The organism is Streptomyces sp. UC4497 (genome assembly GCF_054871485.1).
Map to the genome: position 1 here is coordinate 133,566 of NZ_JBTYHB010000003.1, position 13,454 is coordinate 147,019.

At 72.4% G+C, this 13,454-nt stretch carries 10 protein-coding genes; 2 read left to right on the forward strand and 8 right to left on the reverse strand.

The annotated features are described in order from the left end of the window. The 5 genes from ACYSUO_RS05610 to ACYSUO_RS05630 all read right to left on the reverse strand — a co-directional run bounded on the left by ACYSUO_RS05610 (window position 1) and on the right by ACYSUO_RS05630 (window position 5,988). On the reverse strand, window positions 1-2,232 hold the full coding sequence (locus tag ACYSUO_RS05610; protein ID WP_461774868.1) for an NHLP family bacteriocin export ABC transporter peptidase/permease/ATPase subunit: 2,232 nt from the start codon (window positions 2,230-2,232) through the stop codon (window positions 1-3). Next, a complete protein-coding gene (locus ACYSUO_RS05615; RefSeq protein ID WP_461774869.1) occupies window positions 2,229-3,026 on the reverse strand; it encodes a DUF2118 domain-containing protein in 798 nt (265 codons plus the stop codon). Before ACYSUO_RS05615 ends, ACYSUO_RS05610 begins: the two co-directional genes overlap by 4 nt. A gap of 152 nt (window positions 3,027-3,178) precedes the next feature. After that, window positions 3,179-3,400 (reverse strand): type A2 lantipeptide, encoded by a 222-nt coding sequence (locus ACYSUO_RS05620; protein ID WP_266715668.1) that lies wholly within the window; start codon window positions 3,398-3,400, stop codon window positions 3,179-3,181. Between the two features lie 316 nt (window positions 3,401-3,716). Next, on the reverse strand, window positions 3,717-4,409 hold the full coding sequence (locus tag ACYSUO_RS05625; protein ID WP_461774870.1) for a YoaK family protein: 693 nt from the start codon (window positions 4,407-4,409) through the stop codon (window positions 3,717-3,719). A gap of 37 nt (window positions 4,410-4,446) precedes the next feature. Beyond that, a complete protein-coding gene (locus ACYSUO_RS05630) occupies window positions 4,447-5,988 on the reverse strand; it encodes a carboxylesterase/lipase family protein (RefSeq protein ID WP_461774871.1) in 1,542 nt (513 codons plus the stop codon). Window positions 5,989-6,167: 179 nt separating this feature from the next. Between ACYSUO_RS05630 and ACYSUO_RS05635 the strand changes: the two genes are divergently transcribed. Next, window positions 6,168-7,184 carry a LacI family DNA-binding transcriptional regulator gene (locus ACYSUO_RS05635; RefSeq protein WP_461774872.1) on the forward strand — a complete coding sequence of 339 codons (1,017 nt, stop codon included), beginning with the start codon at window positions 6,168-6,170 and terminating at the stop codon, window positions 7,182-7,184. Between the two features lie 132 nt (window positions 7,185-7,316). After that, window positions 7,317-8,168, forward strand: a complete 852-nt coding sequence (locus tag ACYSUO_RS05640) for an alpha/beta fold hydrolase (RefSeq protein ID WP_461775168.1) — start codon at window positions 7,317-7,319, stop codon at window positions 8,166-8,168. A 44-nt stretch (window positions 8,169-8,212) separates the two neighbouring features. Here ACYSUO_RS05640 and ACYSUO_RS05645 read toward each other — a convergent pair whose 3' ends face one another. Genes ACYSUO_RS05645 through ACYSUO_RS05655 form a run of 3 tightly spaced genes read right to left on the reverse strand, consistent with a single transcriptional unit; the run spans window position 8,213 to window position 13,448 of the window. Beyond that, window positions 8,213-10,471, reverse strand: a complete 2,259-nt coding sequence (locus tag ACYSUO_RS05645; protein WP_461774873.1) for a glycosyl hydrolase family 95 catalytic domain-containing protein — start codon at window positions 10,469-10,471, stop codon at window positions 8,213-8,215. Beyond that, window positions 10,468-12,498, reverse strand: a complete 2,031-nt coding sequence (locus ACYSUO_RS05650) for a beta-galactosidase (RefSeq protein ID WP_461774874.1) — start codon at window positions 12,496-12,498, stop codon at window positions 10,468-10,470. The genes ACYSUO_RS05645 and ACYSUO_RS05650 overlap by 4 nt, the downstream gene beginning before the upstream one ends. Beyond that, window positions 12,495-13,448, reverse strand: coding sequence for a carbohydrate ABC transporter permease (locus tag ACYSUO_RS05655; protein WP_461774875.1), 954 nt, complete (start codon window positions 13,446-13,448; stop codon window positions 12,495-12,497). Before ACYSUO_RS05655 ends, ACYSUO_RS05650 begins: the two co-directional genes overlap by 4 nt. Window positions 13,449-13,454 lie beyond the last annotated feature (6 nt).

Here is a 13,454-nt window from a genome sequence, read left to right on the forward strand (position 1 = left end):
TCAGTGCTCCTTGACCAGCTCGGCGTAGGGCCCGCCGGCCCGCACCAGGTGCTCGTGGCGGCCGCGCTCGACGACCTGGCCGTGGTCGAGGACCACGATCTCGTCGCTGTCGCGGACCGTGCTGAGGCGGTGCGCGATGACGACGCAGGCGCAGCCGCGCCGCCGGATGTTGTCCATGACCGTCTGCTCGGTCTCCGCGTCGAGCGCGCTGGTCACCTCGTCGAGCACGAGGATGCTGGGGCGGCGCACCAGGGCTCGCGCGATCTCCAGGCGCTGGCGCTGCCCGCCGGAGAAGTTCCGGCCGTCCTGCTCGACCCGGCCGCGCACACCGCCGGGGCGGCGCGCCACCACGTCGTACAGGCACGCGTCGCGCAGCGCCTCCTCGACGGCCTCGTCGGAGATCGAGGGGTCCCACAGCGCGACGTTGTCGCGGACAGTGCCCTCGAAGAGGAAGACGTCCTGGTCGACGAAGGAGACCGAGGCCGCGAGCGCGCCGCGCGGGATGTCGTCCAGGCGCCGGTCGTCGATGCGGATGACGCCCTCCCACGGCGCGTAAAGGCCGGAGATCAGGCGGGAGACCGTGGACTTTCCGCTGCCGGAGCCGCCGACGAGCGCCACCTGCTGCCCGGGTCCCACCGTCAGCGAGAAGCCGGACAGCAGCGGCTTGTCGAGCGGGCTGTAGCCGAAGGTGATGTTGTCCAGCTCGATGTGGCCGCGCAGCCGGCGCGTGCTCTGCACCTGCTCCGGGCGCGCGTACAGCTGGTCGACGGGGAAGTTCTCCACGTCCTTCAGGCGCGCGACGTCGGCGGCGAAGTCCTGGATGCGGCCCGCGACGCCGTTCAGCCGGGTCAGCGGGGCCGTGAAGCGGGTCACGAGCGCCTGAAAGGCGACAAGGAGACCCACCGACAAATGTCCCTCGACGGCCCGCATGCCGCCGATCCACAGGATCAGCGCGCTGTTCAGCGTCGCGAGGGTCGGCGCGACGATGCCGAGCCACGCGCTCGGCACCCCGAGCTTCTGCTGCTCCTCGAGGGTCGTCGCGTGCTGGCCCGCCCACCGCCGGAAGTAGCCGTTCTCGCCGCCGGTCGCCTTCATCGTCTCGATGAGCTGGAGGCCCGTGTACGAGGTGTTGGTGAGCCGCGCCGTGTCCGCGCGCAGCTTCTGCGTACCCGTCGCCCGCAGCCGCACGACGATCCGCATCGCCACCACGTTCAGCAGGGCGATGCCCACGCCGACGGCCGTGAGCTGCGGGTCGTAGGAGTACAGCAGCGCCGCGTACAGCAGCACCACGATCCCGTCGACGCCCGCCGCCGTCAGGTCGCGGGCCAGGGTCTCGGCGACCGCGTCGTTGGACTGGAGGCGCTGCACCAGGTCGGCCGGGCTGCGCTGCGAGAAGAACGTGACGGGCAGCCGCAGCAGATGCCCGAAGAAACGGGCGCTGCTCAGCGTCGAGGAGATGATGCGGCCGCGCAGCAGGTTCGTCTGTTGCAGCCACGTCAGTACGGCGGTCAGTGCCACCATCGCGCCCATCGACGCGAACAGCGCGCCGAGCAGCGAGGTCTGGTCGCCGATGAGGAACAGGTCGATGTACGTCTTGCTGAGCGCGGGCACCGCCGCGCCCACGCCGACGAGCAGCAGGCTCGCGAGCAGCGCGACGAGCATCGTGCCGGTGGTGCCGCGAAGCCGTGCGGGCAGCGCCGTCATGATGCCCGGCTTGCGCCCGCCCGTACGGAAGTCGTCGCCCGGCTCCAGGACCAGGACGACACCCGTGAAGCTCGTGTCGAAGTCCTCCATCGGCACGAAGCGGCGGCCCTTGTCGGGGTCGTTGATGTGCACGCCGCGGCGCCCGAAGCGGCGGCCCATGCCGTCGTAGACGACGTAGTGGTTGAACTCCCAGAACAGGATCGCCGGGCCCTGCACCTCGGCGAGCGCGGCCGGCTCCATCTGCATGCCCTTGGCGGTCATGCCGTAACTGCGGGCCGCCTTCAGGAGGTTGGAGGCGCGCGAGCCGTCCCGCGAGACGCCGCACGCGATGCGCAGCTCCTCCAGCGGGATGTGCCGGCCGTGGTGCGCGAGGATCATCGCGAGCGCCGCGGCGCCGCACTCGACGGCCTCCATCTGGAGCACCGTGGGCGTGCGCACCTTCCGGCGGCGCTTGGCCGGCGGGGGAGCGGGGCGGGAGCGGCGGCGGTCCGGGCGGTGGCCCGCGGGCGGGAGGGAGGTCGTGGTCACGGCTTCAGCCAATCCATCGGGCGCTGATCGGCGAGGTGTACGGAGCCGGAGGCGAGGGTCATGGAGGCGAGCGGATAGGGCGGCCCGCCGTCGGAGGACCAGGCGTACCCGGACTTGGTGTCCGCCTTGGTGAGCTTGACGAGGACCGGGACGCGGGCCCCGCCCTTCGTGAACTCGCCCGCCAGCGAGCTGTCCCCGATGAAGTCGGTGACCTGCCGCTTCGTCTCGGCGGCGCGGCCGACGGCCTTGACCGTGCCGCGCAGCACGCCGTACTGCTGCGCCTGCGGCACGTTGATGTCGACGTCGGCGCCCGCGTCCACGTTCCCCGCGCTGGTGGCGGGCACGTACAGCATCGCGAGCAGCGGATCACGCGTCGAACCGGTCTTCTCCACCGTCGCCACGTCGGAGCCGGTCGTGACGACCGAGCCGATCCGCGCGACGAGCGCCGTGACCCGGCCCGCGTCGATGGCCCGCACGGCCCGGTTGCCCTGCGCGGTCTGCACCTTGAGGATCGGCGCGCCCGCCCGCACCCGCTGGCCCTCCTTCACGTACAGGCCGGTGACCTGCCCGGTGACGGGGGTCTGCAGGACGTAGCTGCCCTGTGCGTACGTGAGGATGCCGTTCGCCTTGAGTGTCGAGGACACCGAACCGGTGACGGCCCAGACGCAGGCGGCGACCATCACGACGACGGTGACGGCGAGTACGAGCAGTCCCTGCGGCCGCGCGAGGCGCACCGGCAGATCGAGCTCCTCCGGCGACTGCAGTTTGGACAGGGCCTGTTGGCGGAACTGCACGGAGTCTTTCCCTTACCTAGCTTCCATACCGGGCCGGACCGAATGGACTCGTTACCCGGACACCCCGAAAGCCCCGGGACACGTAGTCCCGAGGCTTGGGGTGCGCCACCCGTCAGGAGGTGGCGCGATGATCCCGAGGGATCGGATCCGACTCAGAGGCCGGCCGTCACGCCGCCGACGAGGCCCGTCACGGCGCCGGTGTTCAGGCCGGTGAGGCCCTCGACCGTGTTGGTGACGGAGGAGACGGTGCCCGAAACCGGGGCGATGCCGTCGACGGTGCCCTGAACCTGGCCGACGAGGCCGCCGACGAGGCCGCCGGAGACGTTGTCGAGGTCGGCGTCGGAGATCTCAACGGTCTCGATGTGCTTGCTCATAATGAGCCGCCCTTCTTGGGTATGTCCGGGTATTTCAAAATTCGCGGGGCGCGCTGGAAATCGGTGGCTGCGAATCCCTGCGGCCGTCATGCGATGCGGAGGATCAAAGCATGTTGACGCGTCGCGCAGCTAATCGGACCGGGTCCCTTCATAGGGGATCCGGGAGGCCAATTACCTTCATGTGCCTGGGCGTTCACAGCTGGGTGGCACGTCCTTCACATTCTTCACGGAGAGGAATGTGAACTCCCTGTGTCGCCGGACAGCAAAGGGGGACAGGCGTGCATCAATGGCGTGCGATGCTTGTATCAGGCAATGGTTATTTGCGAAGCTCCGTGACCGCCCTGCGCATTCGGTGTGCAGGTTTCTGGCACGCGACCGCGGCGGCGCTCAGGACGACCGGCGCCACGAATCCCCACGGCCCGGCGGCCTCCCGCACCGCAACGGCGCAGGCCGCGCCGCCGACCACGGCCAACAACCGACCGGTCACCCACAGTTGTCCCCGGTTCCGCCCGGACCCGTCGGCCACCCCGGTCACGAGTGTCGTCAGCGTCCCCGTGAAATACGTGGTGGGCGCGGCGCCGGCCCCCGCCGCGATCATCGCCGCGGACTGCCCGCCCATCGCCACGGCGGCGACCACGAGCAGCGCCGTCCGCCAGGCCCCGGCCGGATCCCCGCCGAGCAGGCCACCCGCCACGGCGACGAAGCCGAGCAGCACGCACTGCGCGGCGAGGCAGGCGACGACACGGCCCGGCCACTCCGTCGTCCGCGCCTCACGAATGCCCCGGCACACGAGGGCCGTTGTCGCCGCCCCCACCGCGTACCCGCCGAGCGCGTACAGCGGCGCGGCGACGTCGTGCCCCGAGCCCTGGCCCGCCGAGATGCCGAGCAGGACGAGATTCCCGGTCATCACCCCGGCGAACACGGTGCCGAGGGCCGTGAACGCGAGGGCGTCCACGGCCCCGGAGGCCCCGGCGAGCAGCACGAGTGACATTTGGGCGCGTTTGTTCATGCCTGAGACGGTAGGCGCGGAACCGCCTCCGAAACGCTCAGGCGCGTCGCTCCGGAGCGGTCAGGCCCGGCTCCAGGTCCAGCGGCGCGAAGTCGAAGCCCTCCCACAGCAGGCGAGAGGCCTCCTCCGGGTACGGGGCCGTGTACGAGGGGGCGTCGAAGATGCGGGTCGAGCGCTCGGCGGCGGTGAACGGCGTCCACCCCGGGTTCCCGTCCTTCGCGAACGCGGCCCACGCGGCGCCCATCTCCTGCGACAACGCCACGGCCTCGGCCGGGAGTTCACCGCCCAGGAAGAGACCGCCGAAGTCCGAGTCGAGCGCCCCGAAGACGAGCGGCACGTCCAGCGCGTGGGCGGCGCCCATCGTGCCGCCCGCGCCGGGCGCCGCCCAGCACAGCTCGTACGCGTACGCGGTCCCGCCACCCGCGGCGTGGGCCTCGGCCAGGCGCAGCGACGGCATCCGGAACAGCCAGTCGGACATGACGAGTTCGTGCAGCAGCGTCGGGTCCGCGGCCGGATACGCGGCCCGGTAGTCGGCCTCGGCGGCGGGCCCGGGACCGAACCGGAGCAGTGTCGCTGCTGCCTCCTCCTCGGTCGTCTTCCCGTACCGGCCCGCCATGATGGAGAACAGCCGGTACTCGTCCCGGTTGTGCCCGACGAGCAGCTCGACGTCGCGCGCGGCGCCGCCCGCGAGCGCCTCCCACGGGGTGGTGGGCAGCACCTCGCCGTCGACCACCGGTGAGAACGGGGTGGCCGTGTGGGCGACGCGGCCCCAGCGGTCCGTGTACGAGGGCAGCGCGCGGATCAGGTCGTCGGTGGCGTCGCGCAACGCCTTCGGTGCGACCGCGGAGAGCTCGGCGGCGCCCGCGCCCGGCACCCCGAGCCGCTCGGCGATCGCCGCGCCGACATCGCGCGCGAGGTCGAGCGTGAAGAACGTGCCCGGCACGCTCTGCGCCACCGCGCGGCGCAGCAGCCCCTTCGCCGACGGCATCGCGAGCAGCGACGCCACCGAGCCCGCGCCCGCGGACTCCCCGAACACGGTGACCTGCTCCGGGTCGCCGCCGAACGCCGCGATGTTCTCCCGTACCCAGCGCAGCGCCGCCACCTGGTCGAGCAGCCCCCGGTTGGCCGGTGCCCCGTCGAAGACACCGAAGCCCTCCGCGCCGACGCGGTAGTTGAGGGTCACGACGACCGCACCGCGGGCGGCGAGCGCGGAACCGTCGTAGTGCGGCCCGTCCGAGGACCCGCTGACGTACGCCCCTCCGTATATGTAGACCATCACCGGCAACCCCGCGGCGCCGAGGTCCGGGGACCACACGTTGACCGTCAGCCAGTCCTCGCCCTCGGGGACCGGGCGGCCCGTGAGCCCGCCCACGAGGGACTGCGGGGGCGGCGGCCCGAAGTCGAACGCGTCCCGCACCCCGTCCCACGGCAGCGCCGGTTCCGGAGCCGCCAAGTGCAGCGCCCCGACCGGGGGTTGGGCGTAGGGGATGCCGCGGAAGACGCTCAGTGCTCCCTGCGTGAGCCCGCGGACCTGCCCCGCTGCGGTGCGTATCGGCGCGGTGGGGGTTGCGTCGGTCATACGTGTCCTCCCTGGTGGCTCGCCTGGTGCCCACCGGGGCGTCGAAGCGCTTCGACGGACTTCTGGACAGGCACCCTGCGCAAATCATAGGGTCGGCATGCCGAACGACGGGCGGCACCCGCCGACGCCGGCGCGCTCCCACCCCACCCCCCCCTCGCACTCGGCTTCAGGAGAACGACATGGTCACGCTCGCAGAGGTCGCCAAGGACGCCGGAGTCTCCGCGAGCACCGTGAGCTACGTCCTCAGCGGCAAGCGGTCCATCTCCGCGGCCACCCGCGAGCGCGTCGAGACGAGCGTGCGCCGGCTCGGCTACCACCCCAACGCCGGGGCCCGCGCCCTCGCCAGCAGCAAGTCCAACATCATCGCCCTGATGGTGCCGCTGCGCACCGACATGTACGTACCCGTGATCATGGAGATCGCGACGGCGGTCGCCACCGCCGCCCGCACCCACGGATACGACATCCTGCTGCTCACCGGCGAGGAGGGCGCCCAGGCCGTGCGCCGCATCGAGGGCAGCTCACTGGCCGACGCCGTGATCGTCATGGACGTCGAGCTGGACGACGAGCGGCTGCCGCTGCTGCGCACCGCCAGCCGCCCCGCCGTCCTCATCGGCCTGCCGGCCGACACCAGCGGACTCAACTGCGTGGACCTGGACTTCGCCGCCGCGGGCGCGCTCTGCGCCGAGCACCTCGCGGGCCTCGGACACCGCGAGATCGCCGTCATCGGCGAGGCCGCCGCCGTCTACGAGCGCCGCACCGGATTCGCCGAGCGCACGCTGACCGGCCTGCGCGCGCGCAGCGCCGAACTCGGCCTGCGGCTCCTGCACCGCCCCTGCGAGGGCAGTTACGCCTCGGTGTCGGCGACGCTGTCGCGGATCTACGACGAGCGCCCCGGCACCAGCGCGTTCATCGTGCAGAACGAGGCCGCCACCGACCCGCTGCTCGCCCTGCTGCGCCAGTCCGGCCGGGCGGTCCCCGAGGACGTGTCGGTCGTCGCGGTCTGCCCCGAGCAGGTCGCCCGGCACGCGTCGGTGCCGCTCACCTCGGTCGCCGTGCCCGCGCAGGAGATGGGGCGGCGCGCGGTGGAGCAGGTCGTCGCGCAGATCGAGGGCCGCGGCACTGCGGAGGAAGTCGTTCTGCTGACCCCCGAGTTGACCATCAGGGAGAGCGCGGCACAGGCGCCGCCCGCCGCATAAAGGAGCGCGGCACAGGCGCCGCCCGCCGCATAAAAGAGCGCGGCACGGGCCCCGCCCGCCGCATAGGATCGATGCATACGGTCCATAGGATCGTCACATTCAGTCCTGAAGCGTCAGAAAGCGAGCGTGCCTGTGCACCCGACGTACGTCCTCGTCCATGGAGCGTTCGCCAACTCCTTCTCCTTCGCGCCGCTCCAGGCGGAACTCGGCCTGCTCGGACACCGCTCGGTCGCCATCGACCTGCCGGGACACGGTTTCGGGGCGACCTACCCGGTCGCGTACCAGGCACCGCAGGACCCGGCCGGCCTCGCCTCGACGCCGGGTGCCATCAAGGGAGTCACGCTCGCCGACAACGTCGAGCACCTGATCGGCGTCCTGGAACGGGCCAAGGAGAACGGCCCGGTTGTCCTCGTCTCGCACAGTCGCGGCGGCGTCACCGCCACGGTGGCGGCCAACCAGCGGCCCGACCTGATCGACCACATCGTCTACGTGTCGTCCTGGTGCCCGGTCGACCTCCCCGTGAACGCCTACTACGCCGAACCGGAGATGGCCGAGGTCGATCCGACCTCACTGGGCCTCGCGATGGCGGGCGACCCGGCCGAACTCGGGCTGCTGCGCGTCAACTTCCGCACCGCCGACGAGAAGGCACTCGACGCGTTCAGGGCGGCCTTCCTCGCCGACGGCACCGACGACGAGTTCCGTACCTTCCTCAACACCTTCCAGCCGGACGAGAACCTCGACGCCGGCACCGAGAACGACCGCGCGCAGGCCGCGACGTGGGGCCGCATCCCGAGGACGTACGTACGCCTCGCGCGCGACACGAGCCTGACGCCCGCCCTCCAGGACCGGCTGATCCGCGAGGGCGACGCGCTCACCCCGGACAACCCCTACCGGGTCCGCACCCTCGACAGCTCGCACCTGAAGTGGCTGGTCGACCCGGAGCCGGCGGCGCGGGTGCTGGCGGAGGTGGCGGCACTGCTGTGACCACCGGCCGCGGAGGGTGCAACTAGCGGCTCCGGATGCTGTAACTAGCGGCTGCGGAAGCGGAGTTCGCGCTCCATCCCCGCCTCCAGACGCAGCCGCCCCGCGTCGCCCTCGGGCGTCTTCAGGTCCACGTACGCGTCCCGGTCGGAACGGACGAGCGCCGTGCACCTGCCGCCGCCCCACCGCAGATCCACCCGCGCCCCGAACCGCGTGCGCAGCCCCCGCACCGCTCCCCGCCGCCAGTCGGCGGGGAGCGCGGGCAGCAGGACCAGGCGCTCGGGCGTGGACTGCAGGAGCGCCTCCGTGACCAGCGCGGGCAGGGTGTGCGCGGCGTCCGCGTCGTAGACGTCGCGGCGCGGGTAGTGCGCACTCATCAGTGAGGTGTGGAAGTAGTCGCCGGCCAGGACGTTCCGCAGGCAGTCGGCGACGCGCGGCGCGTCGCGCAGCCGGGCCGCGATCAGGGCGTGGTGCAGATGCCCGTGCGCGGAGTCGTTCTCGGCGCCGCGCAGTTCGAGCGCCCGCCCCGCCGCCTTCGCCAGGTCCGGGGTGTCGTACGGGGTGATGTCGTGGTGCGGCCACACCGGGTACAGGTGGCTGAGGTGCCGGTGGTCGTAGCTGTCGTCGAGGCCCGGCCACGCCCACTCGGCCAGCGCCCCGTCGTCGTTGACCCGGTAGTCGGGGAGCCGGTCGGCCAGCGCCGTCCAGCGGTCGCCGTCGGGGCCCGGGTGCCAGGCGGCGGCGGTGCGCAGCGCGTGCCGGGCCGCCGCGATGTCCATGGTGGCGTTGACGGTGCCCCAGCTCGCGTTCGCGGGCCGGTTCTCCGGGGAGTAGGAGGGCACGATCGCGATCCGCCCGTCGGGGCCCGTCCGCGTGAGGAAGTCCTCGTAGAAAAGGGCGAGTTGAGTGACGGCGGCCGCGAGCCAGGCGGGCCGCTCGCCGGTGGCCTCGGCCTGTTCGAGAAGTGGCGTGAGCAGCCAGTCGGCGCCCGCCGTCCACAGGTGCATCGGGTACGCGCGCTGATAGTGGTACGCGTGTCCCGACTCGCCGTCGGTGTGCGCGGGCGCGACGATGCCACGGGCGCCGAAGACGAGGCGTGCGTTGTCCCGCCAGTGCGCCAACTGGGCTTGGATGAGCGCACCTTGAGCGTCGACCGTCTCGGGGAGGTCGCAGGCGACCGCCGACGACGTCTGGAGGTTCAGGTTCGCGTCCGTGGTGAACGCGCCCGACCACGCCGTGTCCCACTCGCCGGTCCACAGCCCGGTCAGCCGGGGCGGCAGGGCGCCCGAGGAGCTGAGCAGGTGGTAGCGGCCGGCCGCGAACAGCCGCTCAAGGAGGGCCGGGCTCTGCGGGCGCTCCAACAACTCGCCGCCCGGCAGACCGCGTTGGTGGCGCGGGGCGTCGAGGTCGAAGGTGACACGTTCATAGGCGGGCCGGTGCAGGGCCTCGTGCCGGGCGAGGAGGGCGTCGTACGTCGCGTCGGTGGAGCCGCTCGGGTCGATCAGGTCCGCGAGCGCGCCCGCCTCGCTCTCCGCGTCCAGCTCCCCGACGTGTCTGCGCACCCGCGTCAGGAGCAGCAGCCCGCTCGCGCCCTCGACGCGCAGGCCCGTGCCGCCCACCGACGCGCGCCCGCCCCGCACCAGCGCGAGTGTCACCCCGGTGAAGCCGAGGTCGCTGTCCGGGTAGCGGCAGCGCAGGGTGAGCCGGGCGCCGTGCGGGGTCGGCCCGTGCGGGGTCGGTCCGTATGGGGTCGGTCCGTACGGGGTCAGGGCGACGCCGCGGCCGATGCGGAGCCCGGCGGGGACGCCGCTCAGGCGCGGGTCGAGTGCCACCTCGCCGTCGAGCCCCGCGCCGGTCACGTACTGCACGACGACGTCGTCCGCCCGCGACACGAACACCCGCGAACCCCATCCGCCGCACCGCGCCTCGGCCACCCCCGTCGCGAAGTCGACCGCGCGCCGGTAGCCGCGCCCCGCCCCGTCGTCGCGCACGAAGCGCACCTGGAACGCCGGATGGAACGCGCGCACCCACCGCAGCGGCCGCCCGTCCGTGAACCGCTCGGCCGCCGTCACGTCACCGGCGAGCAACTGGTCCTGAAGCAGCGGGAGTTCGTCGGCCAGCTCGGGCGGACCCGGCTGCTGGCCGCCGTCCGGGCGGACCAGGCTGTGATGGGTGACGATGACCCGGTCGTCGCCCGGATCGCCGAAGGCGAGGGCGCCGTGCCCCCCGTTGCCGCTGAGGTAGGCTTCCTCCCAGCGATCGGCGGGCGCGGTCTCCCATGTGCCGTGCGGGTGCTCGGGAATCACCGGGAACCCGCGCTCTCCGCTGCCGATACCGAAACCGCTGCCGCGCCCGGCTCGGCCTCCAGTACGACGACACCGAACCGCCCGAGCGTCACCGACCCCTCGACCCGCCCCCCGGTCAACAGGTCCCGCCCGCCCTCCGCGAGCGCGACCGTCACCTCCTCCCGCCCGTGGTTCAGCACAAACAGCAACTCCCCGCGGCGTACGGCCTCCACCCCTGCGGGGAGGCCGGTCAGTGGAGGCCGTACGCCCGCTTCGAGGGCGGCGTCCGCGAGCAGCGCGCGCAGGGCCTCCGGTTGCGGGAGCGTGGACAGGTAGTGGGCGCGGCCCCGGCGCAGCGCGGCCGGCAGGCCGTCGAGCTCGCCGCCTCGGTACGCCGCCGTGACCTCGGCGTCGGGCGCCGCCGTCAGCTCCTCCGACCACAGCGTGCCGGTGAACCCGCCGCAGTCGACGGTCTCCGCGGTCTCCAGCGGCCACCACTCGTGCAGGGTGCGGATGCCGAACAGCTCGCGCAGTCGGCCGTCCATGCCGCCGGGCCGCACCCGGTCGTCCGCGTCGGCGATCCCCGTGAAGAACCCGCACACGAGCGTCCCGCCCCCGTGCACGTATGCCACGAGGTTGTCGATCGCCGCGTCCGTCAGCAGGTACAGCTGCGGGACGACCACCAACTTGTAGGCGGACAGCTCGTGTTCGGGGTGCGCGAAGTCGGCCGTGAGGTGTGCCTCCCACAGCGCCCGGTGCCAGGCCCGCACGACCTCCTCGTACGTGATGTGCGCCGACGGTCTGCCGTCCTGGCCGCCCGCCCACCAGGAGTGCCAGTCGTGCAGCACGGCGACCTCGGCCGTGAGGCGCGTGCCGGCGACCGCGGGACCCAGCCGGTCGAGGTCCGCCCCGATCTGCTTGACCTCCGCGAACGACCGCCCCGACTCGCCCGCGTGGCCGAGCATCGCCGAGTGGAACTTCTCCGCGCCCTGCCGGGACTGGCGCCACTGGAAGTAGCAGACGGCGTCGGCGCCGCGCGCCACGGACTGGAGCGAGAGGAGCCGGTTGAGGCCGCGCGGCTTGGGGGAGTTGACCGGGCGGAAGTTCACCGCGCCCGCCGCCTGCTCCATCACCATCCAGGGTCGGCCGCCCGCCTGGCCGCGCGTCATGTCGGCGAGCATCGCGTTGTACTGCCCGGCCAGCGGGTCGCGCGGGTCCGGGTACACGTCGACGGACACGACGTCCTCGTGCCGCGCCCACTCCCACGCGTCCTGCCCGGTCCACAGCGGCATGAAGTTGGTCGTCACCGGGATGTGGGCGGGCGTGTGGCGGCGGACGAGATCGCGCTCGGCGACGTAGCACGCGAGGAGCGCGTCCGAGGTGAAGCGGCGGAAGTCGAGGAGCTGCGTCGGGCCCCGCAGGTACTGGGCGCGGCGCGGCGGGATCACATCGCCCCACGTCTCGATGTGCTGGCCCCAAAAAGCCGTGCCCCAGGCCGTGTTGAGCGCGTCTAGGGTGTCGTACTTCGCGCGCAGCCAGTCACGGAAGGCGCGTGCGGACTCGTCGCCGTAGTCGAAGGTGCAGTACTCGTTGTTGATGTGCCACATACGCAGGGCCGGGTGGTGGCCGTAGCGCCGGGCGAGGTCCTCGGTGATGGCGGCGGCGTGCCGACGGTACGTGGTGGAGGAGTGCGCGAAGTGCTGGCGCGAGCCCCACCACACGGTCTGCCCGTGCTCGTCGCGCGGCAGCGTCCCCGGGTACAGACGGCCGAGCCACGGCGGCGGGGACGCGGTCGGGGTGGCGAGGACGACGCCGATCCCGTGCGCGTGCAGCAGGTCCATCAGCCGGTCGAGCCAGCCGAAGTCCCGTACGCCCGGCCGGGGTTCGAGCCTCGCCCACGCGAAGACGCCCACCGTGACCGAGTTGACCCCGGCCTCCTTCATCAGCCGGACGTCCTCGGCCCACACCTCCTCGGGCCACTGCTCGGGGTTGTGGTCCCCGCCGAACAGCAGCCGTCCGCCCCCTGCGATGGACTGTGCGTGCCTCACCCCTTCACCGCCCCGATCAGCATGCCCTTCTTGAAGTGCCGCTGGACGAACGGGGACGCGACCGCGACCGGCGCGAGGGCGAGCACCATCATCGCCATCTGGAGCCCGAGCGCGGAGAGTTCCCCCGCGTTGACCGCCTGGCTCAGGCCCGTCGGCAGCGCCGAGTTCTTCTGCACGAGCTGCATCAGCACGTTCTGCAGCGGCAGTTTCGTCGGGTCGTCGATGTAGATCATCGCGTTGAACCAGGCGCTCCAGTACGCCACCGCGTAGAACAGCGAGATGACGGCGATCACCGCGCGGGACAGCGGCAGCACGATCGTCCACAGGATCCTGAGGTCGCCGGCCCCGTCGATGCGGGCGCTGTCCGTCAGCTCCGGCGAGATGTTCATGAAGAACCCGCGCAGCACCAGGATGTTGAACACGCTCACCGCGCTCGGCAGGATCAGTGCCAGATAGCTGTCGGTCAGGCCGAGGGTCTGCACCAGCAGATACGTCGGGATGAGCCCGGCGCTGAAGAACATCGTCGTCAGCAGCGCCATCAGCAGCGCCCGGTGCGCGAACGAGCCCGGCCGGGACAGGCCGTACGCGGCGAGGACCGACACCCCCATCGAGAACACCGTGCCGACGCCCGTCACCCCGAGCGAGACCAGCATGGCCCGGCTGACCTGGCCGCCGCCGAGCAGCTCCTGGTAGTTGACGAAGGTGATCGCCTCGGGCCACAGCACCAGGCCGCCCGCCGAGTCGATGACGTGCCGGGGCGACAGGCTCGTGACGATCACGACCCACAGCGGTCCGAGCACGGCGAGGCAGCACACGGCGAGGATCAGTCCCTTGGCACCGAGGCCCACCTTGGTCGGCGGCTCCTCCCACACCGGGCGCTCGGGCGGCTGCCACTGTGCGCGCGGACGCGGGCTCGGGCCGGAGCGCGGACGTTCGGCGGTGGCGCTCATGTCTCG

What these genes read in the sequence shown, in the direction of transcription:
- ACYSUO_RS05620 (WP_266715668.1), bottom strand. Translation starts at nt 3,400, where the DNA reads ATGAGCAAGCACATCGAGACCGTTGAGATCTCCGACGCCGACCTCGAC.
- ACYSUO_RS05655 (WP_461774875.1), bottom strand. Translation starts at nt 13,448, where the DNA reads ATGAGCGCCACCGCCGAACGTCCGCGCTCCGGCCCGAGCCCGCGTCCG.
- ACYSUO_RS05635 (WP_461774872.1), top strand. Translation starts at nt 6,168, where the DNA reads ATGGTCACGCTCGCAGAGGTCGCCAAGGACGCCGGAGTCTCCGCGAGC.
- ACYSUO_RS05625 (WP_461774870.1), bottom strand. Translation starts at nt 4,409, where the DNA reads ATGAACAAACGCGCCCAAATGTCACTCGTGCTGCTCGCCGGGGCCTCC.
- ACYSUO_RS05630 (WP_461774871.1), bottom strand. Translation starts at nt 5,988, where the DNA reads ATGACCGACGCAACCCCCACCGCGCCGATACGCACCGCAGCGGGGCAG.